Source organism: Methylobacterium sp. Leaf117, from assembly GCF_001422985.1.
Lineage (GTDB): Bacteria > Pseudomonadota > Alphaproteobacteria > Rhizobiales > Beijerinckiaceae > Methylobacterium.
This window is the reverse complement of the sequence record NZ_LMNL01000036.1, coordinates 104,436-129,348: the sequence shown is the minus strand read 5'-3', so window position 1 is coordinate 129,348 and position 24,913 is coordinate 104,436. Positions and strand designations below refer to the sequence as shown.

Here is a 24,913-nt window from a genome sequence, read left to right as displayed (position 1 = left end):
CCGTGATGAAGGTCGCCTCAGCGCGCGACGGCGTGTGGCGGTTCGGCTTGGGCGTTCGCGTAACGGGCTTTGAGCGCTTCCACAATCCGGCCCATGCGGATGCTGTTCGAGCCCTTCACCATCACGGCGTCGCCGGGGCGCAGGGTCGAGAGCACGGATTCGAGCAGGTCGGCGGAGGTGGCCGCGCAGGCGCCGCGCCGGCTCACCGGCAGCGCCTCGAAGAGGTTGCGCATCAGCGGACCAGCCGTGAAGACGAGGTCGACCTTGGCCGCTTCCACAGGTCCGGCCAGGTCGCGGTGATGGGCTTCGCCCTCGGGTCCGAGTTCGAGCATGTCGCCCAGCACGGCGATGCGGCGTCCACGCGGGCCGGTCTCGATGGCCGACAGGGTCGCGAGCGCGGCGCGGATCGAGGCCGGATTGGCATTGTAGCTCTCGTCGACCAGGAAGGCCTCGCCCGCCCCGATCGCCAGCGCGGTGCGCTCGCCGCGACCGACCGGCGGCCGCAGGGCGGCGAGCGACAGGGCGGCGAGGGCGAGATCGGCCCCCAGCGCATGCACCACCGCCATCACGCCGAGCGAGTTCATCGCCGTGTGCCGGCCGGGCGTGCCGAGCTGATAGGTGACGGGGATGCCCATCACCACCGCGTCCACCACCGAGAGGTCGGGGCGCAGGACGATGCGCTGAGCGCGAACATCCGCCTCCGGATGCTCGCCGAAGGTGATGACGCGACCCGCGCGCGAGGCCTGGGCATGGGCGAGCAGGCGCGGATAGCTCGGATTGTCGCGGTTGATGATCGCAGTGCCGCCGGCCTTCAGGCCGGAGAAGATCTCGCCCTTGGCGTCGGCGATGGCCGAGAGCGAGGCGAAGTGTTCGATGTGCACGGGCTCGACGGTGGTCACCAGGGCGATGTCCGGCTGCACCATGGCGGTCAGCGGCACGATCTCGCCCGGATGGTTCATGCCGATTTCGAACACGCCGAACTGCGCATCGGCGGGCATCCGCGCCAGGGTCAGAGGGACGCCCCAGTGGTTGTTGTAGGAGGCGATGGAGGCGTGGGTCATTCCCTGCGCCGACAGGACGTGACGCAGCGCTTCCTTGGTGCCGGTCTTGCCGACCGAGCCCGTCACCGCGACGATGCCGGCCCGGCTGCGGGCCCGGGCGGCGGCCCCCAAGGCCCGCATGGCGTCGAGAACAGGATCGTCACCCGAGCCGGACGCGTTGCCGGAAACCGCCAGGACGGGACCGGCCCCGGCGAAGTCCGGCGCGCGTTCGGTGGCGACCACCGCCGCTCCGGCGCCACGCTCCAGGGCGGCGCGGACGAAGTCGTGCCCGTCCCGTGCCTCGCCCTTGATGGCGAAGAACAGGTCGCCCGGCTGCAGCGTGCGGGTGTCGATGGAGGCGCCGGTGATGGCCCTCGGCGCGCCGTGCACGGTCCCGCCGGTGGCGGCCTCCAAGGCGTCCTGCGTCCAGAGCGGGTTCGGTTGGGTCATCGTGAGCGTTCCGCGATCGCAGCCCGGAGGACGTCGTGGTCCGAGAAGGGCAGAACCTGTGACCCCACGATCTGGCCGGTTTCATGGCCCTTGCCGGCCACCACCAGCACATCACCGGGCGCGAGCGCCCGCACGGCGGTCCGGATCGCCTCGGCCCGGTCGCCGATCTCGATCGCTCCCGGGGCAGCGGCCAGGATCGCGGCGCGGATCGTGGCCGGGTCCTCGCTGCGGGGATTGTCGTCGGTGACGATGACGGCGTCCGCCATCCGTGCCGCGATGGCGCCCATGATGGGGCGCTTGCCCGTATCGCGATCGCCGCCGCAGCCGAAGACCACCCGCAGGCGCCCGGTTGCGAACGGGCGCAGCGCCGTCAGCACGCCCTCCAGCGCTTCGGGTTTGTGGGCGTAATCGACGAGGCAGAGCCCGCCATTGGCTTCGCCGATCCGCTCCATCCGGCCCGGAACCCCGGTGAGATGTTCGAGGGCGGCGATAACGCCGGGGCAGTCCGCGTGACCGGCCGGAGTCGCCAGGACGAGACCGGCGGCGAGCAGCGCGTTCTCCACCTGAAAGCCGCCAACGAGGGGCAGGCGGACGCCGTATTCCTCGAGAACGCCGCTTGTGCCCGGCGCCAGGAGGGTGAGGTGCTGGTGGAAGCCTTCGGTGCGGGCCGCGATGAGCCGCACCGTGTCACCCTTGGTGCCGGTGGTGTGAATGTCGAGCCCACGCGCGGCGGCGGACGCCACGACCACGTCGGCATAGGCGCCGTCGAGGTTGATCACCGCCGGGATGCCGGGCTGCGCCAGGGTCGTGAACAGGCGGAGCTTGGCGGCGAGGTAGTCCTCGATGGTGGCGTGGTAGTCGAGATGATCGCGCCCGAGATTGGTGTAGCCCACCGCCGCGAGATCGACGCCGTCGAGGCGTCGCTGCTCGATGCCGTGGGAGGACGCCTCCATGGCGAGGTATCCGATGCCGTCATCGGCCAATTGCGCCAGGGTGGCGTGGAGCGTGACGGGATCGGGCGTGGTCAGCGAGCCATAGGTCGCGCCGCGGCTGGTGACGATGCCGACCGTGCCGAGGCTCGCCGCCTCGACGCCGAGGCGCGCCAGGATCTGGCGCACGAAATCCGTGACCGAACTCTTCCCACTTGTGCCGGTCACCGCGACGACCTGGGCCGGCTGCCGGCCCGAAAAGGTGCGGGCGGCGCGTGCGAGGCTGTGCCGCACATCGGCGACGGCGATGTAGGGCACGGCTCCGTCGAGATCGGCCGGCCGCGCGCCCTCGCTCACCACCGCCACGGCACCGGCTTGCGCGGCCTGCGCCACGAAGCGCCTTCCATCCGCCACGGTGCCGGGTACGGCCACGAACACCATGCCGGGCGCGACCTTGCGTGAATCAGCCGTCAACCCGGAGACGGGCAGGCCAGCGAAGGCCGCCTCGGCCTCGGGAAACAGTGAGCCGAGGGTCGGCCCGCTCATCGCCCGTCCACCTGCGTCGCGTGATAGGCGCCGAGTTTCACCATGAGGGGGAAGGGCTTGACCGGCGGATCGAATTGCGGCGGCAGGCCGAGGATGGGCGCGACCCGCTCGATCACACGGCCGGTAACGACACCGGAATTCCAGGCGGCCGTAGCGTAACCGCCGGATTCCGGAAGGCCCTGCGGCTCGTCCATGATGGTGACGAAGAGGTATTTCGGGTTGTTCATCGGGGCAGCGGCCATGAAGGTCGTGAACAGGCGGTTCTTCACGTAGCGGCCGTGAATGACCTTCTCGGCGGTGCCGGTCTTGCCGCCCACGAAGTAGTACGGGATCGACGCCTTCTTGGCCGAGCCCTCGACGGCGTTGAGGCGCATGATGAAGCGCATCGCCTCGCTGGTCTCGGGCTTGAGCACACGGGTGGCCTTCGCCATGGCGTCCGCCTGCGTGGTCTTCAGGAAAGTCGGCGTCATCAGGAAGCCGCCATTGGCGATAGCCGCAACCGCCGCCGTCGCCTGGATCGGCGCCACCGCGAGGCCGTGGCCGAACGCGATCGTGATGGTGTTGATCTCGGTCCAGCGCGGCGGCACCAGCGGTTCGGCGCTCTCGGGAAGTTCCGTCCGCATGCGGTCGGTCAGGCCCATCTTCTTCAGGAAGGCCTTGTGGCCGGGCACGCCGATGCCGAGCGCCATCTTGGCCGAGCCGATGTTCGACGAGTGCGTGAACACCTCCGGCATAGTGATGACGCGGTTGGTGCCGTGATACTCGTGGATCTTCTGGCGGCCCCAGTTCAGCACGCCGCCACGGGTGTCGAAGGTGGAGTTGACGTTGTACTTGCCGGAATCGAGCGCCATCGCGAGGGTCATCGCCTTGAAGGTCGACCCCATCTCGTAGACGCCGACGTTCATGCGGTTGATGCGGTCGGGGTTGAGCGCGTCGGCCGGATCGTTCGGGTCGAAATCCGGCAGGGAGGCGAGCGCGATCACCTCGCCGGTCTGCACGTCGAGGATCATGCCGGCGGCGGCCTTGGCCTTGAAATGCTCCAGACCCCAGGCGAGTTCATCGCGCACAGCGAACTGCGCCCGCAGGTCGATGGAAAGCTGGACCGGCGCGAGGTCGGTCTGCTTCGCCACGAGGCCGAAATCGTTGAGCGCCTTGTTGCCCTGGTTGTCGATGTATTTCTCGATGCCGGCGATGCCGATGTTGTCGAGGTTGGTCACACCGAGGATGTGGGCGGCGGCGACGCCGTTCGGGTAGACGCGCTTGTGGTCGGGCAGGAAGCCGATGCCCGGGATGCCGAGACGGTGGACCTCGGCCTGCTGCTTCGGGGTGATCTCGCGCTTGACCCAGACGAAGCCCTTCTTGGTGGAGAGCTTGGCGCGCAACTCGGTGGCGTTGATCTGCGGCAGCACGGCGGTGAGCAGTTCGACCGCCTCGTCCTTGTCGTAGATGTTGCGCGGTTCCGCGAAGATCGAGACCGTGCGGATGTCCGTGGCGAGGATCTCGCCGTTGCGGTCGACGATGTCGGGGCGGATCGCCGTCGTGGCGGCCGCCGCGATCCGGCGATCGCCGTTATCGGGCTCCGGGAAGGCCGCCCCGAAAATCAGGCGCCCGGCGATGGTGGCGAACACCAGCGCGAAGGCGAGACCGACGAGCCCGACGCGGGTATAGGACCGCTCGATGGCGAGGTGGAACATCGCCTTCGCGTGCCGGAGCACCCACTCGGCCCGCGACACCGGCGGTGCGGCCGGTGCCTCGGGCGCGGGCTCGAGTACCGTCCGTTCGACCTGGGCGGCGCCCGCCGCGGAGGCCGGACCCTGCGGGGTGACGGTTTCCACGCACGCGACGGATTCCCCGCGGGCGGGCGCGCCGGTCGACTCGGCTGCGTCGTGAGTCGGGACTTCGGACACGGGCACTACCTCGAAGGCGTGGTCGGAGTTCTGGTCGTGGTGGTGCGGGGCGTGATGCTGCCGGTGATGCGCGGCTCATCGGACCCGCGAGCGGCCACCGGCTTCTCCTTGGGCGTCGCCGTGGCAGCGAGGAGCCGCCCGATCTCGTCGCCGCGATCGGGACGCGCCGGCAGGTCGGCCAGGCGCCCCAGATGGGCGGTGCCGATGGGCTCGAGGGCGAGATAGCGATCGACCGCCGCCTGAAGCCGGTCCGGCCGCGTCAGCAATTGCCACTCGGCGCGCAGGACCGCGATGGCCTGACGCTCCTTCTTGAGCTGGGTCTGGGCCTTCGAGACCTGTCCCGCCTGGTAGAGGGTGTCGTACTTGATCGAGTAGGCGTATATCGCCGAGCCGATCAGCCCGAGCACCGCGATGAGGTTGAGCAAACGGATCACCGGCGTGCCCCTCCGCTCCGACCCGTCCGCGCCGGCAGCGCCGCCAGGGTCTCGATGGCCGCCAGGGGTTCGGGCGCGGGCGCGTTTGTGCGCTCCACCGCGCGCAGCTTGGCCGAGCGGGACCGGGGATTGGCGGCGGTCTCGGCCGAGCTCGGCAGGACCGGTCCCTTGGTGACGGCGCCGAAGCTCCGGGGCGCCGGGGCCTCCAGGCTCGGCAGGTGGCGGGAGGCCTGAGCCGCCCGGCCGCTGCGGGCCGAGAAGAACTGCTTGACGATCCGGTCTTCGAGCGAGTGGAAGGTCACCACCGCGAGGCGACCGCCGGGCCGCAGGATGCGCTCGGCGGCGTGCAGCGCCTGGACCAGCTCGCCGAGTTCGTCGTTCACCGCGATGCGCAGACCCTGGAAGGTCCGGGTCGCCGGATGGATGCCGCTCGCCGGATCGGCCCAGACCACGCTGGCGACGATGTCGGCCAGCGCCGCGGTCGTCTCGATGCGCCCCTTGCGGCGGGCCTCGATGATCGCCCGGGCGACGGCGCGCGAGCGGCGCTCCTCGCCGTAATGGAAGATGATGTCGGCGAGGTCGGCTTCCTCGGACTCGTTGACGAGGTCGGCCGCGCTCGGGCCGGCGCGCTCCATGCGCATGTCGAGGGGGCCGTCGTTGCGGAAGGAGAAGCCACGCTCCGGCTGGTCGATCTGCATCGACGACACGCCGATATCGAGGACCACGGCATCGGCCAGCGCATGGCCGGCGCCCTCCACGCAGGCGTCAAGGGTGCCGAAACGGCCCGGCACCAGGGTCAGGCGTCCGGCCGCCTCGGCGACCAGGGGGGCGCCGCCCGCGATCGCGCCCGGATCGCGGTCGATCGCCAGAACGTGAACGCCTGGGTCGGCCTGCAGCATCGCGCGGGTGTAGCCGCCGGCCCCGAAGGTGCCGTCGACGGCGAGGCTGCGGCCGGGCAGATCGAGGGCGGCCAGCACCTCACCGAGGAGGACGGGGACGTGCGGCGCGCCGTCGAGGGCGCGCGGGACCCGCGCTTCGCGAGGAGCACGCATCATCGGATGGCCTCGGCGTGCCGCCGTTGCGCTCCGAAGCGGAGCCGGAAATCGACGGGAGTGAAGCGGCGCATGCGTCCCTTCCACGGGGCTGGAGCACGCAGGCGCGGCTCGGAGAGACGGGGCGTCTCCGGGTCGACGCGAGACGCGACCGCGCATGCGGACACCGGCCTGCCTGGGACAGGCTGCGTCCGTCGATCCGAAATTCGCCGTTGACGGGATGAATCGGGGTACCATGGGCCTCTGAGCGCCGTCAACGAACCTAGCCGAGGGGAAGCGGCCAGCGTCGATCAGACCTCAGCAAGGTTAACCGAGCGTAAGGATCGGACGTCAAAGGCACATCCGGGATGCGCGCCGGCGCCTCGATGTCGGCGTCGAGGCGGCAGAACTTCTCGCGCGGAGGACGCGGCTTCGGCCGTCGTCGCCAAGCAATCGCGATCAGGCCGCCCGGACGTTGCCGAGGAAGTTCTCGATCTCGGCCCGCAGGGTCCGTGACTGACCTGCGAGAGCATCGGCGGCGGTCGCCACAGACTGGGCGACCTGGCCGGCAGCGTCGGCCGAACGGGCGACCTCGGAGATGTCGGTGGTCACCCGGTCGGTGCCGGAGGAGGCCTGCATCATGCTGCGCATGATCTCCTGCGTGGTGGCCCCCTGCTCCTCGACCGCGCCGGCGATGCTCGTCGTGACGCCGCTCATCGCGTGGATCTGGGACGTGATCTCCTCGATCGCCAGCGCGGCGCCGCCGGTGGCGGCCTGGATTGCCCCGATCTGCTGACGGATCTCCTCGGTGGCGCGGCTGGTCTGGGAGGCAAGCTCCTTCACCTCCGCCGCCACCACGGCGAAGCCGCGGCCGGTCTCGCCCGCGCGGGCCGCCTCGATGGTGGCGTTGAGGGCGAGGAGGTTGGTCTGGCCGGCGATGGTCGAGACCAGCCCGACGACGTCGCCGATCCGGGTCGCGGCGGCGGAGAGCGCCGCCATGGTCGCGCCGGTGCGGGACGCGGCCTGCACGGCGGCGGCGGAGATCTCACTGGCCTGATCGACCTGCCGCCCGATCTCCCCCACCGTCGAGCCGAGCTGGTCGGCGGCGGCCGCCACGGCGGTGACATTGCCGGACGTCTGCCGCGCGGCCTCAGCCGCACTGGTGGAGCGCAGGGCGGTGCCCTCGACCGCGCTCCGCATGGTGTCCGACGACGACTGCAGCCCGGTGACCGCCTCGGCCACGTGGGTGACGATGCCGCCCACCGAGCGCTCGAAGCGGTCGGCGAGGTCGCGCAGCAGGGTGCGCCGGGCCTGATCCTCGCGCAGCCGCGCCGCTTCGGTGGTCTGAAGCTGCTGGGCGGCGTCCGCCAGGGACATGTCGCGGATGGCCATCACCGCCCGGGCGATGTCGCCGATCTCGTCCCGGCGCCGGGTCGCCGCCAGGGCCACGTCGGTGTCGCCGTTGGCGAGGCGGGTGGTGTCCTCGGTGAGGCGCTCCAGCGGACGGGCCAGCGTTCCGGCCAGCCACCACGCGGTGCCGGAGCCGACGAGGACGACGCCGCCGACGAGGCCGAGCATGGCCCAGATCTTCCAGACCGTGCCGGCATGCGTGGCCTGGATCTGGGCGCGCGCATCCTCGGCAGCGAGCGCGACGGCCTCGTCGAAACGCTGCCGCAGGCGCTGGTTCTCCTGTGCCATCCGCTCCAGAGTCGGGACTTGGGCGGAGGGCCGGAGGCCGAGCAGGACTTCCGCATCGGCGCGCCATTGCCGGGCCTCGGCCTGGGCGCTGCGGGCGAGTATCAGCATCCGATCGGACTGGGCCAGAGCCTCGAGCCGGCCCAGGAGAGCCATGATCTGATCGCTCGCCGCCGTGAACTCGCGGTTGATCGGGCCCATGTCGACCAGATCGGTCATGGCGCTGACGCGGGCGATCAGATCCTCGGCGCGGTTGAAGCGGTCACGCGCGATGCGACTCGCTTCGTTGGTCTCGGTGGTGCGCGAGCCGAGCAGGGACAGGTCGCCGACCGCTCCGAGGCCGACCCAGCCGGTCACGCCGGAGAGAAGACCGGCCAGGAGCATGAAGCCGAGGAGCGGAAGCAGGATCGTGTAGCGGATCGACATCGCGGTGGCTCTCGTATCGGACTTGGTTCAAGCGCCGTTCGGCAGGTTTCAGTTCGGAAGATTCGGCAGCGCCGTCCGGGTCTGCTCCGCAGTGAGGGAACGCAGGAACGCGATCAGGTCGGCGCGCTCCTCCGGCGCCAGCCGGAGGGGCTTCATCAGCGGCGACTTCGACGGGCGGACGATGCCTCCGGTCTCGTAAAAGTCGACGATCGACTCCAGGTTGGCGAACTGGCCGGCATGGCCGAAGGGCGCGCGGTAGGTCAGATTGCGCAGGCCCGGCGTCTTGAAGGCATGGCGTGCCAGGGGCGCATCCGGTTCGAAGGCCGCGCGCCCGATATCCTTGGTCGGGAGGCCGAGGTCGTGGAACTGGTTGTCGGTAAAGTTCCATCCGGTGTGGCAGCCGGCGCAACCGGCCTTCCCGTTGAACAGAGCGAAGCCCCGTTGCGCGGCTGGCGCCATCGCCGCCTCATCGCCGTCCACCCAGCGGTCGAACGGGGCCCACCCGGACACAACCGTCCGCTCATAGGTCGCGATCGCGGTGAGGATCGCCTCCTGCGTCACGCCCTTGCCGGGAAACAGTTTGGCGAACCAGGCCGCGTATTCCGGCGTGCCCTTCAGGCGGGTGATGATTTCGGGAAACTTGCCGTCCATCTCCGCATCCGCGGTGATCGGCCCCATCGCCTGCGTCTCGAGGTCCGGCGCGCGCCCGTCCCAGAACAGGGTCGGAATCCAGGCGGCGTTCAGCACGGTCGGGGCCTTGCGGCCCAGCGGCGTGTTGGTCGCCCCGATGGCACCGGCGACCGGGACCTCGAAGCCGAAGGAGGGATTGTGGCAGCTGGCGCAGCTCAGGTTCTGCTTGCCGCTCAAACGAGGATCGAAGAACAGCATCTTGCCCAGCGTCGCCAATTGCGGCGAATAGGGCGCGGCCTCCGGAAACGGGATCGCGGTCGGACGTTTGTAACGCGCTTTGAGATCGTCCAATTCTGCCGAAGTCGCCCCGTCGCCCGCATACAACACCATGCCGACGGCCAGCATCATCACCCCGCGCAGAAAAGCCATTGCCTAACCTCGGACCGGTTCCGCCAATAGTCGAAAGAAACGAATCTCGACTTGAGGAAGCCCGAATACGGGAATTGAATTAAATATTTCTTTGCTTGAATATTTTATAAACCCAATAGATTCCGCCATGTAATTGAAGAACGACGGATCTTCATTCCATGTTTTCCAGCTGTCTCTGGCACCTCCGAAACAAGTCCTTCGTTAGGTCAGGAAGACAATTTCCGATGCCCGGCGTTCTGGTGCGATCGTATCCGATCGAAATCCTTGGTCATCCGGTTCGAAGGGTTCGATCTTGATCTGAAACCGAAATTTCCGCCAAGGATTCGGTCCGATAACTTACGGCACGGCGTCCAAATGCTTGCGCCGGCTTGAACCACGAGCGATCCCGGAGGCGGAACACCGGCCGTCGCGCTTGAAATCGGTCCGGCGCATTTTGACGCGGCAGCCCGGACATGCCGGTATCCGCTTGGGCAGCTCCCGAAACGCGAGGTGGATCAGTCGGCCTTTAAGCCGGGTTCTGTAGGGCCCGGACGCCTGACGGCATCCGAACGTGGCGGCCATTCCTCTGGGACGATCGTTACCGACCGCCTCGAGCAACCAACCCGGGCGACGAGCCTGGAGAGAGGGCCTGAACGGGCCGCGAGGCCCGCCGTGTCGCCCCTATTCGGTTTTGCTCCCGGTGGGGTTTGCCGTGCCGTCCGCGTTGCCGCGTCCGCGGTGCGCTCTTACCGCACCCTTTCACCCTTACCGCGGATCGACTCGCGCCGATCCGTGGCGGTCTGCTCTCTGTGGCACTGTCCCTGGGGTCGCCCCCGCCGGACGTTATCCGGCACCGTCTCTCCATGGAGCCCGGACTTTCCTCCCCGGGCCTGAGGCCCGGAGCGGCCGCCCGGCCGACTGATCCGGCGCGGGTGTGCGCCGGGCGCGGGCCGGGGGTCAAGGCCCGAGTGAGAAGGCTCGAGTGAGAAGGCCCGGGGGACATCCGGCGCGACGTTCCGCACGGGGGCGCGAGATTTCCGGCGCCCGGCTTGCTGCCATCTTGGAGGAGGACTTGCCTGCCCGCTCGCCCGCCCCTTCGCGCGTCCCCTTGTCCACATCCTCGTCAGTGCCACGTCTCGAAGGGCGAGGCGGGCAGACCCGCACCGCAGACAGCGTTCGGAACAGGAGGAAGCGATGGCGACGAACGACACGGCCTGGACGCTCGAATCCGTCCAGCAACTCACCGCGATGGCGCGCGAGGGCATCCCCGTCTCGGTGATGAGCCTGAAGCTGCGTCGGCCGATCGAGACCGTGACGGCCAAGCTCAGCCAACTCGGCATCACACCCGTGCCCGAGCCTTGATTCGAAGGTCGAGAGCCGCCCGCACCTTTCGGTGCAGGCGGCTCTTGCAATTGCAAACCCTCACGGTCGGAGGCTGGGAGCTTACCAGGTGCCGGTGTTTTCCATCGAGGACCAGGGCTCCTGCGGCGGCTTGGCCGGCCCCTTCTGCAGCAGCTCGATGGAGATGCCGTCGGGGGACTTCACGAAGGCCATGTTGCCGTCGCGCGGCGGGCGGTTGATCGTGATTCCGGCAGCCTGCAGCTTGGCGCAGAAGGCGTAGATGTCATCGACCTCGTAGGCGAGATGCCCGAAGTTGCGGCCACCCGAATAGGTCTCGGGGTCCCAGTTATGGGTCAGCTCGATGACCGGGGCCTGGGTCTCCTTGGCGGTGCCGGCATCGTCGGGGGCCGCCAGGAAAACCAGGGTGAAGCGGCCTTTCTCGTTGTCGACGCGGCGCACCTCCTGAAGCCCGAAGGTGTTGACGTAGAAGTCGAGGGCGCGGTCGAGGTCGGCGACGCGGACCATGGTGTGAAGGAATCGCATGGGTTGGTGCTCTCCGAGGAATAGCGCCTATGTGGCCCCAGGTGGGTGCGCGTCAACGCGCCTGTCAGACGGCGCGTTGCGCCGGCGCCGCCTCGCCCGCACAGTGGCGCCGCAGCCGAAGGACCCCGCATGCGCACCGAAACGCCCATCCCGATCCGCCTGGAGGATTACCGCCCGAGCGACTACCTGATCGGGACGGTGGCTCTCGACGTGGCGCTCCACCCGAGCGCGACGACGGTGCGGGCTGAACTGACCCTCCACCCCAATCCGGCCGGGCGCCCCGGGGCGCCCCTGGTGCTCGATGGCGAGGACCTGACCCTCGTCGGCCTCGTCCTGGACGGTCAGCCCCTTCCGCCCGAGGCCTACAGCCTCACCCCGTCGAGCCTCACGCTGCCGCATCCCCCGGCCGGCCCGTTCACCCTCAGCATCGCCACACGGGTCGATCCCACGGCCAACACCAAGCTGATGGGGCTGTATCGCTCCAACGGCGTCTACTGCACCCAGTGCGAGGCCGACGGCTTCCGCCGGATCACCTATTTCCTCGACCGGCCGGACGTGATGGCGGTCTACACCACCCGGATCGAGGCCGACCGCGACGAGGCGCCGGTGCTCCTCGGCAACGGCAACCCGGTGGAGCGCGGCGAGGCCGGTCCCGGGCGCCACTTCGCGATCTGGCACGATCCGCACCCGAAGCCGGCCTATCTCTTCGCTCTCGTGGGCGGGCGCCTCGATCTGGTGCGGCGCCCCTTCACCACCAGCGAGGGCCGCATTGTCGAACTCGCCGTCTACGTCGAACCCGGCAAGGCCGACCGTGCCGATTACGCCCTCGACGCGGTCGCGCGCTCGATGGCCTGGGACGAGACCGCCTTCGGCCGCGCCTACGACCTCGACGTATTCAACGTCGTCGCCGTCTCCGACTTCAACATGGGAGCGATGGAGAACAAGGGCCTCAACATCTTCAACGACCGCTACGTGCTCGCCTCGCCCGAGACCGCGACGGATGCGGATTACGCGGCCATCGAGGCGATCATCGCGCACGAGTATTTCCACAACTGGACCGGCAATCGCATCACCTGCCGGGACTGGTTCCAGCTCTGCCTCAAGGAGGGCCTGACGGTCTTCCGCGACCAGGAATTCTCCTCCGACATGCGCTCGCGCGCCGTCCATCGCATTGGCGAGGTCCGTACCCTGCGCGCCCGGCAGTTCCCCGAGGATGCCGGTCCCCTCGCCCATCCGGTTCGGCCGAGGCAGTACACCGAGATCAACAACTTCTACACGGCCACGGTCTACGAGAAGGGCGCCGAGATCGTACGGATGCTGCGCACGCTCCTGGGCGCGCAAGCCTTCCGGGCCGGGATGGACCGCTACTTCACCGACAACGACGGCACGGCCGCCACGGTGGAGGATTTCCTCGCCGCTTTCGCGGCGACCTCCGGGCGCGATCTCAGCGCCTTTGCGCGCTGGTACGAACGCCCCGGCACGCCGCGCGTCGCGGTGCAGGCGCATTACGATCCGCAGGCCCGGACCTACCGCCTGGACTTTCGGCAGAGCCTGCCGGGCGCGTCCGACAGCCCGCCCCTGGTGATTCCGATCCGGCTCGGCCTCGTCGGGCCGGACGGTCCCCTCGTCGCGGCGCGGAGCGACCGGATGGAGGACGGCGTGTTCGTGCTCGAACGGCACACCGACACCCTCGTCGTCACGAACGTCGGCGAACGCCCGGTGCCGTCGCTGTTCCGCGGCTTCTCCGCCCCGGTCCGGGTCGAGATCGAGATGACCGATGCCGATTCGCTGACCCTGTTGCGCCACGACCCGGATGCGTTCAACCGCTGGCAGGCGGCCCAGGGCGTGGCCATGCGCCTGCTGGTCCAGGGATCGCGCTCGGGCACGGTCTCCGACGCTGGCGCCGAGGGCCTCGGCACCGCGCTCGCCGCCTTCCTCGACGCCGAGGCCCTGTCCGATCCGGCCTTCGCCGCCCTGATCCTCGCCCTGCCGAGCGAGGCCGACGTGGCCAACGAGATCGCGGCGGACATCGATCCGGACGCGATCCATCGGGCACGCCATGCCCTGCGGCGGCACCTCGGAGCGTGCCTTCGCGACCGGCTCGCCGGCCTGCGTGAAGCACTGGCTGAACCGGCGGGCATGCCCTTCAGCCCCGATTCGGCGGCAGCCGGGCGGCGGGCGTTGCGCAACGCCGCCCTCGACCTGATGTCGGCGGCCGATCCCGAGGCCGCGACCGGTCTCGCCCTCGCCCAGATGGAGGCCGCCACCACGATGACCGATCGTCTCGCGGCCCTGGCGGTCCTGGCCCAGGTCTCCGGCCCGGCCCGCGAGGATGCGCTCGCGCGTTTCGCCACGGATTACCGGTCGGAGCCCCTGGTCCTCGACAAGTGGCTGGCGATCCAGGCGACGATTCCCGACGAGGGCACGCCGGAGCGCATCCGCCGGCTCCAGGGGCATCCGGCCTTCACCATGACCAATCCCAACCGCGTCCGGTCCCTGATCGGTAGTTTCGGGATGGCAAATCCGACTCAGTTCAACCGGCCGGACGGCACCGGCTATGCTCTTGTGGCAGACGCGGTTCTGGCACTCGATTCGACCAACCCGCAGGTGGCCGCACGCCTGCTGACGGCTTTTGGATCGTGGCGGATGATGGAGCCGGAACGCCGCGACCGGGCAAAGGCCGCGCTTACGAAAATTCAGGGTGTTGCGGGTCTGTCACGGGACGTTTCGGACATCCTCCAGCGGACGCTTGCCGGCTAGCAAGTGTTTGGCGGGAATCAGTTTTTCAGACGGATCGGAGACGGATTTCCGCGCTTCGATTCGCGCGGGGAGTCAAGCGTGGCCGGAAAAAACGCGTGGACAAACCCCCGGCGGAAATGTTGAATCGTATACGATTCGGAACGCGGGTTGATCCGCGCTCCAGGCCAGACAATCCCAATTGCGGAGTTCGTTCATGCTGGAGGCGGATTCCGCTTCCCTCTCCGCGCGTGCGGATACGATTCTCGGCATCCACCGGCCCCAACACGCCGCGCATGTCCGGTTCGTCCGTGCGGAGACCTGGCTGCGCTTCGCCCTGCCGGCGCTGTTCGCCACATTTCTGATCTGCTTCGGCGCCGTGGCGGCCATGCTGCTCCAGGCGCAGCGGGCGGAGGTGATCCGCGCGGCGACCACCGACGTGGAGGCGGTGACCCGGCTCGCCGCGGCAGCCTTCGCGAACATCGACATCGACGGCGAGGCCAAGGCGAACGAGGCCCATCGCAATCTCGGCGCCCTGCTGCCGCCGGGCCTGCTCCATGCCGGGCGCCAGATCCTGCTGATTTCCCCCGACGACGTCATCGTGGCGGCGAATCCGCCCCTCCCCGGCCCGAGGCGGACGCTCACCGAGCATCTGGGCGAGATGCAGGCCCTCAGCACCCTCGGCGAGAGCGCCGGCGTGATGACCGTGACCCTGTCTGACGGTTCGGTGGTGATCGCGGCCCTGCGCAGCCTGCCTGGCGGGCGCGGCCAGGTGGCGGTGCTGCAACCTCTCACCGGCATCACCGCCGCCTGGACCCTGCGCATGCGCAACCAGGCGATCCTGCTCGGGGCCGCCGCCCTGGTGATCATCGGGACCGGCATCGCCTACGCCTTGCAGACGCGCCGGGCCCACGCCGTCGACCGGGTTTGCGAGGAGATCAAGCAGCGCCTCGATACGGCCCTCGGGCGCGGCCGATGCGGCCTGTGGGACTGGGATATCCCACGTGGGCGCATCTACTGGTCGGATTCGATGTACGCCCTGCTGGGCTACCACCGCGAGCGGGAATTTCTCTCCTTCGGCGACGTCAACGCCCTCGTGCATCCCGACGACGGCGACCTCTACAGCCTCGCCCGGCACCTCGCCGCCAGCCAGTCGACCGTCGACCACGAGTTCCGGGTCCGCGGCGCCAACGGAAACTGGGTCTGGATGCGGATGCGGGCCGAGATCGTGCCCGATACCATCGACGGCGGACGCCACCTCGTCGGCATCGCCCTCGACGTCACCGAGCAGCGCAACCTCGCCGAGCTGAACGCCACCGCCGACATGCGCCTGCGTGACGCCGTCGAGGCGATCTCCGAGGCCTTCGTGCTGTGGGATACCGGCAACCGCCTCGTCCTCTGCAACTCGAAATTCCGCCACCTGCACGCGCTCAGCTCCGAGGACGCCACGCCGGGCAAGCGCTACGCCGAGATCATGGGCCGGGGCGTGCTGCCCCCCGTGCGGCGGGAATTGCGCGACCTCGAGCCGAGCGGCGCCACCGCCCGCACCTTCGAGGCCGAACTGACCGACGGGCGCTGGCTCCAGATCAGCGAACGTCGCACCAAGGACGGCGGCTACGTCTCGGTCGGCACCGACATCACCAACCTGAAGCGCCACCAGGAACAGCTCGTCCAGTCGGAGCGCGAGCTGATCGAGACGGTGCGCGACCTCAAGCGCTCGCGCCGCACCCTCGAACTCCAGACCCAGCAGCTCGCCGATCTCGCGGAGCGCTACCTCGACCAGAAGGCCCAAGCGGAGGGCGCCAACCAGGCGAAGTCCGAGTTCCTGGCCAATATGAGCCACGAGCTGCGCACGCCGCTCAACGCCATCATGGGCTTCGCCGAGCTGATGGAGAGCGAGGTCTACGGCACCCTCGGCTCGCCGCGCTACACCGATTACTGTCGCGACATCCGGTCGAGCGGCGACTACCTGCTCTCGGTCATCGACGACATCCTCAACATGTCGCGCATCGAGGCGCAGACGGTGAAGCTCGCCCCACGCGAGATCGCGGTCGCGGGCGCCATCGAGGGCACCCTGAAGCTGGTCGGTGAGGCCGCCCGGGCCAAGTCTCTGACCGTCTGCGTCGACGTGGTCGAGGCCCTGACGGTGCTGGCCGACGAGCGTGCCCTGCACCAGATCCTCACGAACCTCGTGCAGAACGCGGTGAAATTCACGCCGGCCGGCGACGGCCGGATCATCATCAAGGCGCGTCCCGCCGGCGACCACGTCCACATCTTCGTGGAGGATACCGGCATCGGCATCCCCAAGACCCACCTGAGCCGCCTCGGCGCGCCGTTCCAGCAGGTCGAGACCAATCTCACCCGCAGCCACAAGGGCTCCGGGCTCGGCCTTGCCATCGCACGCTCCATGGCTGAGCTGCACGGCGGCGGCCTGCGCATCCGCTCCCAGGAAGGTCTCGGCACCATCGTGCTGGTCCGGATGCCCATCCCGACGCCGGAGCACCTGCGGAGCCTGTCGATCGAAGCCGCACAGGAGACCGTCGCCTCCCTGCGCGACGCGGCCGGTGCCACCGCCCGGCGCATGGAGCCCCAGGCCGAGCAGATCTGACCGCTGCGGTCGAGTGGGCGGATCAGTCCGCCGCGCCGGCACCGAGCAGACGGTCGAAGAGGGCGCGCACCTCGGCGCGAGTCTCGTCCAGGGCCGCGACCAGTCGCGCCGCATCGGGCGCCCCCATCGCCACCGCCAATCGCGACAGGGCCACCGGCGCGGCCTCGGCCGGATCGCCTTCGACCATCAGTCTCTGCCAGTGCAGGACATCGTCGAACTGGCGGTAGGCCTCCGCGAGCCGGTCGGCGTCCGATCGTCGAAGCAGGCCGTGATCGGCCGCGCGGCTGAACACCGCGCAGGCCCCGAGTCCGATGAGATCCAGCGTCGCATGCGCCTGCCCGAGCACGAGGGCCTGGGCCAGGAAGTCGAGGTCGAGCAGACCGCCGGGGGCGAGCTTGAGGTCGAGGGCCCCCCGATGACCCTTTTCCGCTTCCACGAGGCGGCGCATGTCCCGAACCGCGCGATGGACTTCTGCCGCCGGCCTCGGACGGCTCACGAGGGCGCGGATCTCCCCGTCGAGATCGCCCGTGAGGCTCGCATCGCCGACGATGACACGCGCCCGGGTCAGAGCCATGTGCTCCCAGAGTTCGGCGTCTTCGGCCTGATAGGTTCGGAAGCCGCGCCACTGCACGGCCACCGGTCCCTGGCCACCGCCGGGCCGCAGGCGCAGGTCGACCTCATAAAGATGCCCGCGGCGGGTCGGCACCGTGAGGGCGGCGACGATGCGCTGGGCCAGGCGGTTGTAGGCCACCGCCGCGTCCAGAGGCCTCGGCCCGGCACTCATCCGGTCGGTGGAATCGAAATCATAGACCAGCACGAGATCGAGATCGGAATCGGCCGTGAGCTGGCGCGAGCCGAGCCGGCCGAGACCGAGGACCGCGAAGCGCCCCTGCGGCACCGCACCGTGCTCGGCGAAGAAGCCCGCGGAGACGCGCTCCACCGTGGCGGCGATCACCGCGTCGGCAATGCCCGCGAAGGCGCGACCGGCTTCTTCCGGAGAAAGGACGCCCGAGAGCAGGCGCGCGCCGGTGAGGAAGCGTAATTGGCGCGCCGCGTCGCGGCTCCGGTCCAGGAAATCCTCATGATCGGTCGGATTGCCCAGGCGCGCCCGGAACTGCGTCGCCAGGGCACCGGCATCCGTTTCGGCCTCGGCGAAATCGCGATCGATCACCGCATCGAGAACATGGGGGCTGAACGCCACGGTCTCGGCGAGGCGCGGGGCCGTACCGAGGAGATCGGCGAAGAGCAGCCGAAGTCGCTCGTTCGAGCGCAGGATCGTCAGGAGTTCGAGGGCCGCCGGCATCCGGGCGAAGGCCCGGTCGAGGGTGTCGAGGGCCGTATCGGGATGCGCCGTGCCACCGAGCGCCTGCATCAGGGCCGGGACCAGCTCCGTCAGCACTTCGCGCGCGCGCGGCGTGCGCACGGCGGGGCGCCGCCCGAAATGCCAGCCGCGCACGGTCTCCACCGCGCGCTCGGGCTCGCGAAACCCGAGTTTGCGCAGGGTTGCGAGGGTGGCCGGGTCGTCCCCCGTCCCGCTGAAGACGAGATCGCCCACGTCGGAGGAAAGGTCGGGCTCAGCCTCGAACAGCAGCGCGTAATGGCCCTGGACCCGGCGGGCATGGTGAAGCAGCGCCGCCTCGAAAGCCTCGCGCGTCGCGAAACCGGCGAAGCGGGCGAACCGGTCGAGTTCGTCGGTGTCGGCGGGCAGGCGCTGGGTCTGCTCGTCCCGCAGCATCTGGAGCCGGTGCTCGATCGTGCGCAAGAAGTCGTAGGCCGCCGTAAGATCGTCGCGGGCGGTCGCGTCGATCCAGCCGTCCCGGGTCAGGCTGTCGAGCATCGCGACGGTGCGACGGCCGCGCAGCTCGGGCCTGCGCCCCCCGAAGACCAGTTGCTGGGTCTGGACGAAGAATTCGATCTCCCGGATGCCGCCGCGCCCGAGCTTGATGTCGTGGCCCGCCACCGCGATCGTGTCGTGGCCGCGCACGGCATGGATCTGGCGCTTCATCGCGTGCACGTCGGCGATGGAGGCGAAGTCGAAATACTTGCGCCAGACGAAGGGGCGCAGGTTGGTCAGGAAGGTCTCGCCCGCCGGGATATCGCCCGCGATGGCGCGCGCCTTGATGTAGGCGGCCCGCTCCCAATTCTGCCCGAGATTCTCGTAATAGACGTAGGCTGCGTTCAGCGAGAGCGCCGCCGGCGTCGAACCGGGGTCCGGACGCAGGCGGTAATCGACGCGGTGGACGTAGCCGTCGGCGGTCCGCTCCTGCAGCAGCTTGGCCATGCCCTGCGCCAGCTTGGTGAAGAACGGCGTCGGCGGCAGGTCTGCCTTGAGGGGCGCCACCTCAGGATCGAAGAACACCACGAGGTCGATGTCGCTGGAATAATTAAGCTCGCCCGCGCCGTGCTTGCCGAGCGCCAGGACGATGAGGCCCGAGCCCACTTGCGGATCGTCCGGATCGCGCGGCAGGAAACGCCCCGCCGCCGCGGCCTGCAGCAGCATCGCGTCGGCGGCGGCCAGGACCGAGGCATCGGCGAAGTCGGACAGGGCCTGGGTCACGTTCGCCAGGGGCCACAGACCGCCGATATCGCAGAGCGCCACCAGCAGGGCATGCTCCGCCCGGTTCCGCCGCAAGGCCTTCGCGACGGCGTCGAGATCGCCGCTCCGCCCCGCCACCCGCTGGCGGGCGACGATCGCCGCGAGGGACGCATCGGGCTCCGCCTCGACCAGGGCGGCGAAGCGGTCCGGCTCCCGCAGCACGAGTTGCCAGAGGAACGGCGCGTGGTCGGCCAGTCCCGCCAGCAGCGCCCTTAAGGGGGCATCGAGGCACCCGGCTGGAAGCGCGGGCTCCAGTTCGGCCAGCCGAGCGGCCGCACCTTCGGGATCGGACAGCACCGGCGCGGCCGTGAGACGCGCCCGAAGGGTGCCCTTCGGCGTGCTGGCCCCCTGCGACATGCCCTATCCTCCCGCGTCTCCCGCCGGCAGGGTTATCACGACCGAAAGGCCGGGGGCATGGTCTTCGAGGGACAATATCCCCTGATGCAGGCGCACCACCGCGTTGACGAGGCTGAGGCCGAGACCGAATCCGGGCTGCGAGCGGGCCTCTTCCAGGCGGACGAAGCGGTCGAGCACCCGCCCCCGTGCGTCGGACGGAATGCCGGGTCCCGAATCCGAAACGCTGAGGCGCAGGGTATCGCCGGTTCGAACGGCCGACACGCGGATCTCGCCGTCCGGCCCCGCGTACTTGACCGCATTGTCGACCAGGTTCGCCACGGCCTGACCGACCAGTTCGCGGCTGCCGCGCAGGGTCAGCGGGTCGCCTTCGGTCACTACCGCGAGGGCGAGCCCGTGTTCCGAGGCCAGGGGCTCGTACAGCTCCGCCACCGCCTGCACCACCGCACCGACGTCGAAGACCTGGAACTCCTCGCGGGCGCTCGGGCCTTCGAGGCGGGCGATCATCAGGAGGGCGTTGAAGACCCGGATCAGGCCGTCACTCTCCTCGATCACGCCCTCCAGCGCGGTACGCAGCGCCTCGGGCGACTCGGCGCTGCGCAAAGCCTCCTCGGCCCGGTTGCGCAGGCGGGTCAGCGGGGTCTTCAGGTCGTGGGCGATGTTGTCGGAGACGTCGCGCAGGCCCCGCATCAGTTCGCCGATTCGCTCCAGCATCGCGTTGAGATTGCGCGCGAGGCGATCGAGTTCGTCGCCGTTGCCCGCCACCGCGAGGCGTCCGTCGAGGTCGCCGGCCATGATCCGGCGGGTGGTCTCCGTCATGGCATCGACCCGCTTCAGCACGCGGCTGGCGATGAACCAGGCGCCCACCACGCCGAGCACCACGACGAGACCCACCGAGGAGCCGAAGGTCCGCCCGATGACGGAGCGCAGGCGGTCGCGCTCCTCGACGTCGCGCCCGACCAGGAGCCGGAAACCGCCCGGCAGTACGAAGATCTGCATGATGGCGCGGTGATCGAGGCTCTGCGATCCCCCGTTGCGGGCGTAGTCGGCTTCCGTCTGCCCCGGATCGACGATGAGACCGGTCGGAAGCGCCGCGATGTTGCCGACGAGGCGCTCGCCGGCCGCGTTGGTGACGAGGTAGAGGGAGGCCCCGGGTTCGCCGGCCCGGCGCTCCACCGCGGCGATCAGTCGGCGCAGGCCCCCGACCTTGTACTGCTCGGACAGGCCGTTGATCTCGGCCTCGATGGTGGAGACCATCTGGTCGTCGAGGACCCGGCTCGCATTCCAGGCCACGTAGCCCAGAGCCGCCAGCGCGCAGGTGGCGAACACCAGCAGGTAGGCGACGGAGAGCTTGAAGGCCGTGGTGCGGAACAGGTTGCGCAGGCGCCCGCCGGGGGCGTCGTCGAACGTCGTCACGGCGCCGTGCCGTTCCCGCGCCCCTCGTCGACCCGCAGCACGTAGCCGGTCCCGCGCACGGTGTGGATGATCGGGTGCTCGAAATCCTTGTCGACCTTGGCGCGAAGGCGCGAGACGTGCACGTCGATGACGTTGGTCTGCGGATCGAAATGATAGTCCCAGACATGCTCTAGCAGCATCGTCCGGGTCACCACCTGGCCGGCATGGCGCATGAGGTATTCCAGCAGGCGGAATTCGCGCGGTTGCAGCACGATCTCCTGTCCGGCCCGGGTGACGCGATGGGACAGGCGGTCGAGTTCAAGATCGCCGACCCGGTAGGCCGTCGCCTCCGCCGCCGCGCCCGAACCGGCCCGGCGCCGGGCCAGCACCTCGGTTCGGGCGAGCAGTTCGGAGAAGGCGTAGGGTTTGGGCAGGTAATCGTCGCCACCGGCGCGAAGGCCCTTCACGCGGTCGTCCACCTGGCCGAGGGCAGAGAGGATGAGGACGGAGGTGGTCACCCCCTGCTCGCGCAGGGAGCGGATGAGGGACAGGCCGTCGAGCTTGGGCAGCATGCGATCGACGATGAGCACGTCGTAATCGCCCTCCTGCGCCATGGCGTAGCCATCGAGGCCATCGGAGGCATGGTCCGCGATGTGGCCGGCTTCCCGGAAGGCCTTGACCAGGTACGCGACCGCCTCGCGGTCGTCCTCGATGATGAGCAGACGCATGGGACGGAGTGATAGGGGCTCGCCCGGGATTACGAAACCGCCTTGTCCGGTCACGTTCATGCTGCGCCCTCCGTCCGCGATCCAAGACCGGGACGGTAGGAGCGCAACCGTTGCGCGAGGCTGGCGGCAACATGACGCTTTGGTCATGTGCGGACCGGAACGCGGATGGGACCGACGGCCGGAGGACGCCGCGTCCTAATCCAGGTGTAGGCCCGGGGCGGCGGCGCCGTCGCGGGCGGACAGCCGCTCGCGGGCCCAGCGGCGCAGCAACTCCTCCTCGTAGCCGAAGCTGCCGGTGGCCGCTGCGCCGCGCGCGCCGAACAGGAAGTTGATGTCGGTCAGGCGATCCTCGCCGGAAGCGATCCGTCTTTTCCCGCGGCGCAGATCGTAGCGCAGGCGGATGGCGGGCGGCGTCACATCGCTGACCACGCGCAGGCCGGAGGGGATGTTGAGGTCCGGCCGTACGAATCCGGCCCGGTCGATGTCGAGGACGTCGACGACGAGCGTGTCGTCCGGTCCCATCACCCGGAGGGCGGACGCCTCGATGATCCGGCGGATCTCGGCCAACGTTCCGCGCAAGGCCGGTCCCGAACCGTACCGGTCGTCGGCATCGGTGTAGCGCTCCGGTGCCACGAAACGGACCGTGACTCGGGCTTGCGCGGGGGTAGCCGAAGCGGGACCCGCGAGGCTGAGGCTCGGAAGGGCGAGCCCCATGAAACCGAGACCGCCGACGGCAACCAGCATCGCCAGTCTGGCCCGTCCGCCGGCAGCCATCTCAGTATCCCTTCTTCACCTGCGCGAGGGCGCGCGTCAGACCCTCGGCGATCACCTCGCGCTCCGGGGGCGAGGCGTCGCGCGCCACCACGACGAATTCCCGACGCGATTCGAGGGTGAGGCTCTGCATGCCGTACTCCTCGTCCTCGACCCGGGTCAGCTTGGTCCAGAGGGGATTGAAGCGCCATTCCCGCCGCTCGCCGCGATGGGTGACGCGGGCGAGCATCACTTCGATCGGGGTGATCACCACCTCCTCGAAGGAGCGTCCGCGCCGGAAGCTGGCCTTGAGGGCGACATACAGGGCGATCATGTCGAGTCCGAAGAACCCGGCCACAGGCCAGAAGCCCGCCCGCACGCAGGCGATCGAGGTCACGAGGGAAACGGCGCAACACAGGCCCATCACGATGCGGAAGCCGTCGGGGCCGAGCGACTGGTGCGGCCGGATGGTGGCCTGGAACACGGGCCGATCCATGCTGTCGGGATCGAGGCCGTCCGGATGCCGGCCGATCCGTGGAACGTGATGATTGCCGCTCGCCATTCAGGGAATATAACGCGCAGATGCCGAGCCGACAGCCGATCAGACCCCGGAAATCATCGATCTCCGCGCGCCTCGCCGCGCCGATCGTCGCAGCGGTACCCGCAACGCCCGAACCGGTGGGACCCGAGACGGTCACGGAGATCTTTTCGCGGTTGCGCGCCGCCAACCCAGAACCGCGGGCGGAATTGGAGTTCCAGAACCCCTTCACCCTGCTGGTAGCCGTGGTGCTCTCGGCGCAGGCGACGGATCGCAGCGTCAACCTCGCCACCGCGCCGCTCTTCGCCATCGCGGACACCCCGGAGGCGATGCTGGCCCTGGGCGAGGAGCGGGTGCGGGATTTCATCCGCACCATCGGGCTGTTCAACACCAAGGCGAAGAACGTGATTGCGCTGTCGCGCCTCCTGGTGGAGCGCCATGGCGGACAGGTGCCCCGCGACCGCGCGGCGCTGGAGGTGCTGCCGGGAGTCGGCACCAAGACCGCGAGCGTCGTGCGCAACGTCGCCTTCGGCGAGGAGACGATCGCGGTGGATACCCACATCTTCCGGGTCTCGAACCGCATCCCGCTGGTGGTCGCGCCCACCACCGACAAGGTCCAGGCCGGGCTGGAGGCGATCGTGCCAGCGCCCTACCGGCTGAACGCCCATCATTGGTTGATTCTGTTCGGACGTTACATCTGCAAGGCGCGCAAGCCTGAGTGCTATCGCTGTCCGATCACCGACCTGTGCCGATTCCCGGCCAAGACACCGGCTCCCCCGACACCGGCTCCCCCGACGCCATCAGCCTGACGCTCCGATCGGCCGCGCGCGAAAAGCCTCCGATCGCTCGCCCGGCTCTCCCCAGGCGGCATGGGACCCATCCGGCCAACGCGTTGTGCTGCCAGCTTGCTTCGGGTAGTTTGCGCCACGGTCGCGGAGGCTTTCGACGTACGACGTGTCTCTCGGCCCGGCCTCTCTCTCTGGCCGCCACGCCGCGGATTCCGCATCGTTCGCTCGCAAGGAGTCACGGCCCATGGACTTCCTCAAACCACGGTACACGCCTATGAACCGCCGCCGTCGCATCTACGAGGGCAAGGCGAAGGTCCTCTACGAGGGTCCCGAGCCGGGAACGCTCATCCAGCACTTCAAGGATGATGCCACCGCCTTCAACGCGCAGAAGCATGATGTCATCGACGGCAAGGGCGTGCTGAACAACCGGATTTCCGAGTTCGTCTTCCAGCATCTCAACGACATCGGCGTACCCACGCACTTCATCCGCCGCCTCAACATGCGCGAGCAGCTGATCCGCGAAGTCGAGATCATTCCGCTCGAAGTGGTGGTGCGCAACGTCGCCGCCGGCTCGCTCGCCACGCGCCTCGGCCTCGAGGAAGGCACGCAGCTGCCGCGCTCGATCATTGAGTTCTATTACAAGAACGACGCGCTCAACGATCCGATGGTGTCGGAAGAGCACATCACCGCCTTCGGCTGGGCGACGCCCCAGGAGATCGACGACATCATGGCCCTGGCCATCCGGGTCAACGACTTCCTGTCCGGGCTCTTCCTCGGCGTCGGCATCCGTCTGGTCGACTTCAAGATCGAGACCGGCCGCCTGTGGGAAGGCGATATGATGCGCATCGTCGTCGCCGACGAGATTTCCCCGGATTCCTGCCGCCTGTGGGACATCAAGTCGTCGGACAAGCTCGACAAGGACCGTTTCCGCAAGGATCTCGGTGGCCTGATCGAGGCCTATACCGAGGTCGCCAAGCGTCTCGGCATCATGTCCGAGAACGAGAAGGTCCAGACCGGCGGCCCGCGCCTGGTTCAGTAGG

General features: G+C 69.2%; 18 protein-coding genes and 1 other RNA gene. 5 read left to right on the top strand and 14 right to left on the bottom strand.

Annotation, left to right across the window (positions count from 1 at the left end):
- Positions 1-17: 17 nt before the first annotated feature.
- The 8 genes from ASF57_RS19695 to rnpB all read right to left on the bottom strand — a co-directional run bounded on the left by ASF57_RS19695 (position 18) and on the right by rnpB (position 10,418).
- A complete protein-coding gene (locus ASF57_RS19695; protein ID WP_056486450.1) occupies positions 18-1,490 on the bottom strand; it encodes a UDP-N-acetylmuramoylalanyl-D-glutamyl-2,6-diaminopimelate--D-alanyl-D-alanine ligase in 1,473 nt (490 codons plus the stop codon).
- On the bottom strand, positions 1,487-2,965 hold the full coding sequence (locus tag ASF57_RS19690) for a UDP-N-acetylmuramoyl-L-alanyl-D-glutamate--2,6-diaminopimelate ligase (protein WP_056486447.1): 1,479 nt from the start codon (positions 2,963-2,965) through the stop codon (positions 1,487-1,489). Before ASF57_RS19690 ends, ASF57_RS19695 begins: the two co-directional genes overlap by 4 nt.
- Entirely contained in the window at positions 2,962-4,698 is a 1,737-nt protein-coding gene (locus ASF57_RS19685) for a penicillin-binding protein 2 (protein WP_244477040.1), read from the bottom strand. Before ASF57_RS19685 ends, ASF57_RS19690 begins: the two co-directional genes overlap by 4 nt.
- A 179-nt stretch (positions 4,699-4,877) precedes the next feature.
- The gene (locus tag ASF57_RS19680) at positions 4,878-5,306 is read right to left on the bottom strand and encodes a hypothetical protein (protein ID WP_056188666.1); all 429 of its coding nucleotides are present in this window, start codon (positions 5,304-5,306) and stop codon (positions 4,878-4,880) included.
- The gene (gene rsmH / locus ASF57_RS19675) at positions 5,303-6,361 is read right to left on the bottom strand and encodes a 16S rRNA (cytosine(1402)-N(4))-methyltransferase RsmH (RefSeq protein WP_056486444.1); all 1,059 of its coding nucleotides are present in this window, start codon (positions 6,359-6,361) and stop codon (positions 5,303-5,305) included. The genes ASF57_RS19680 and rsmH overlap by 4 nt, the downstream gene beginning before the upstream one ends.
- A gap of 435 nt (positions 6,362-6,796) precedes the next feature.
- A complete protein-coding gene (locus tag ASF57_RS19670) occupies positions 6,797-8,458 on the bottom strand; it encodes a HAMP domain-containing methyl-accepting chemotaxis protein (RefSeq protein WP_056486442.1) in 1,662 nt (553 codons plus the stop codon).
- Between the two features lie 48 nt (positions 8,459-8,506).
- Complete coding sequence (locus ASF57_RS19665; RefSeq protein ID WP_244477039.1) at positions 8,507-9,478, bottom strand: cytochrome c peroxidase; 972 nt, start codon at positions 9,476-9,478, stop codon at positions 8,507-8,509.
- Between the two features lie 529 nt (positions 9,479-10,007).
- Positions 10,008-10,418, bottom strand: an RNA gene (gene rnpB / locus ASF57_RS20325) — RNase P RNA component class A.
- A 272-nt stretch (positions 10,419-10,690) separates the two neighbouring features.
- Here rnpB and ASF57_RS26525 point away from each other — a divergent pair.
- Positions 10,691-10,858 carry a hypothetical protein gene (locus ASF57_RS26525; protein ID WP_200935899.1) on the top strand — a complete coding sequence of 56 codons (168 nt, stop codon included), beginning with the start codon at positions 10,691-10,693 and terminating at the stop codon, positions 10,856-10,858.
- Positions 10,859-10,939: 81 nt separating this feature from the next.
- On the opposite strand, the gene gloA is transcribed toward ASF57_RS26525, so the two are convergent.
- Complete coding sequence (gloA, locus tag ASF57_RS19660) at positions 10,940-11,380, bottom strand: lactoylglutathione lyase (protein ID WP_056188675.1); 441 nt, start codon at positions 11,378-11,380, stop codon at positions 10,940-10,942.
- 129 nt (positions 11,381-11,509) lie between these two features.
- Between gloA and pepN the strand changes: the two genes are divergently transcribed.
- Together pepN and ASF57_RS19650 are read left to right on the top strand one after the other, a co-directional pair.
- The gene (gene pepN, locus ASF57_RS19655) at positions 11,510-14,140 is read left to right on the top strand and encodes an aminopeptidase N (RefSeq protein WP_056486439.1); all 2,631 of its coding nucleotides are present in this window, start codon (positions 11,510-11,512) and stop codon (positions 14,138-14,140) included.
- Between the two features lie 193 nt (positions 14,141-14,333).
- Positions 14,334-16,724, top strand: coding sequence for an ATP-binding protein (locus ASF57_RS19650; RefSeq protein WP_056486436.1), 2,391 nt, complete (start codon positions 14,334-14,336; stop codon positions 16,722-16,724).
- A 22-nt stretch (positions 16,725-16,746) separates the two neighbouring features.
- On the opposite strand, the gene ASF57_RS19645 is transcribed toward ASF57_RS19650, so the two are convergent.
- The 5 genes from ASF57_RS19645 to ASF57_RS19625 all read right to left on the bottom strand — a co-directional run bounded on the left by ASF57_RS19645 (position 16,747) and on the right by ASF57_RS19625 (position 23,109).
- A complete protein-coding gene (locus ASF57_RS19645) occupies positions 16,747-19,677 on the bottom strand; it encodes a bifunctional [glutamine synthetase] adenylyltransferase/[glutamine synthetase]-adenylyl-L-tyrosine phosphorylase (RefSeq protein WP_056486433.1) in 2,931 nt (976 codons plus the stop codon).
- Between the two features lie 3 nt (positions 19,678-19,680).
- Complete coding sequence (locus ASF57_RS19640) at positions 19,681-21,090, bottom strand: ATP-binding protein (protein WP_056486431.1); 1,410 nt, start codon at positions 21,088-21,090, stop codon at positions 19,681-19,683.
- Positions 21,087-21,797 carry a response regulator transcription factor gene (locus ASF57_RS19635; protein WP_056486429.1) on the bottom strand — a complete coding sequence of 237 codons (711 nt, stop codon included), beginning with the start codon at positions 21,795-21,797 and terminating at the stop codon, positions 21,087-21,089. Before ASF57_RS19635 ends, ASF57_RS19640 begins: the two co-directional genes overlap by 4 nt.
- Before the next feature lie 195 nt (positions 21,798-21,992).
- Entirely contained in the window at positions 21,993-22,571 is a 579-nt protein-coding gene (locus tag ASF57_RS19630) for a DUF3016 domain-containing protein (protein WP_244477032.1), read from the bottom strand.
- A 1-nt stretch (position 22,572) separates the two neighbouring features.
- The gene (locus ASF57_RS19625) at positions 22,573-23,109 is read right to left on the bottom strand and encodes a DUF2244 domain-containing protein (protein ID WP_056486426.1); all 537 of its coding nucleotides are present in this window, start codon (positions 23,107-23,109) and stop codon (positions 22,573-22,575) included.
- 20 nt (positions 23,110-23,129) lie between these two features.
- On the opposite strand from ASF57_RS19625, the gene nth reads away from it, so the two are divergent.
- Both nth and purC read left to right on the top strand, forming a co-directional pair.
- Positions 23,130-23,894: an endonuclease III gene (nth, locus tag ASF57_RS19620; RefSeq protein ID WP_082504200.1), complete on the top strand. Its 765-nt coding sequence runs from the start codon at positions 23,130-23,132 to the stop codon at positions 23,892-23,894.
- Between the two features lie 223 nt (positions 23,895-24,117).
- Positions 24,118-24,912, top strand: a complete 795-nt coding sequence (gene purC / locus ASF57_RS19615; RefSeq protein ID WP_055955211.1) for a phosphoribosylaminoimidazolesuccinocarboxamide synthase — start codon at positions 24,118-24,120, stop codon at positions 24,910-24,912.
- The last annotated feature ends 1 nt before the right edge of the window (position 24,913 follow it).

Coding starts and splice junctions, on each gene's coding strand:
- pepN (WP_056486439.1), top strand. CDS start 11,510: ATGCGCACCGAAACGCCCATCCCGATCCGCCTGGAGGATTACCGCCCG.
- ASF57_RS19650 (WP_056486436.1), top strand. CDS start 14,334: ATGCTGGAGGCGGATTCCGCTTCCCTCTCCGCGCGTGCGGATACGATT.
- nth (WP_082504200.1), top strand. CDS start 23,130: ATGCCGAGCCGACAGCCGATCAGACCCCGGAAATCATCGATCTCCGCG.
- ASF57_RS19670 (WP_056486442.1), bottom strand. CDS start 8,458: ATGTCGATCCGCTACACGATCCTGCTTCCGCTCCTCGGCTTCATGCTC.
- ASF57_RS19625 (WP_056486426.1), bottom strand. CDS start 23,109: ATGGCGAGCGGCAATCATCACGTTCCACGGATCGGCCGGCATCCGGAC.
- ASF57_RS19630 (WP_244477032.1), bottom strand. CDS start 22,571: ATGGCTGCCGGCGGACGGGCCAGACTGGCGATGCTGGTTGCCGTCGGC.
- purC (WP_055955211.1), top strand. CDS start 24,118: ATGGACTTCCTCAAACCACGGTACACGCCTATGAACCGCCGCCGTCGC.
- ASF57_RS19665 (WP_244477039.1), bottom strand. CDS start 9,478: ATGGTGTTGTATGCGGGCGACGGGGCGACTTCGGCAGAATTGGACGAT.
- ASF57_RS19695 (WP_056486450.1), bottom strand. CDS start 1,490: ATGACCCAACCGAACCCGCTCTGGACGCAGGACGCCTTGGAGGCCGCC.
- rsmH (WP_056486444.1), bottom strand. CDS start 6,361: ATGATGCGTGCTCCTCGCGAAGCGCGGGTCCCGCGCGCCCTCGACGGC.
- ASF57_RS19645 (WP_056486433.1), bottom strand. CDS start 19,677: ATGTCGCAGGGGGCCAGCACGCCGAAGGGCACCCTTCGGGCGCGTCTC.
- ASF57_RS26525 (WP_200935899.1), top strand. CDS start 10,691: ATGGCGACGAACGACACGGCCTGGACGCTCGAATCCGTCCAGCAACTC.
- gloA (WP_056188675.1), bottom strand. CDS start 11,380: ATGCGATTCCTTCACACCATGGTCCGCGTCGCCGACCTCGACCGCGCC.
- ASF57_RS19635 (WP_056486429.1), bottom strand. CDS start 21,797: ATGCGTCTGCTCATCATCGAGGACGACCGCGAGGCGGTCGCGTACCTG.
- ASF57_RS19690 (WP_056486447.1), bottom strand. CDS start 2,965: ATGAGCGGGCCGACCCTCGGCTCACTGTTTCCCGAGGCCGAGGCGGCC.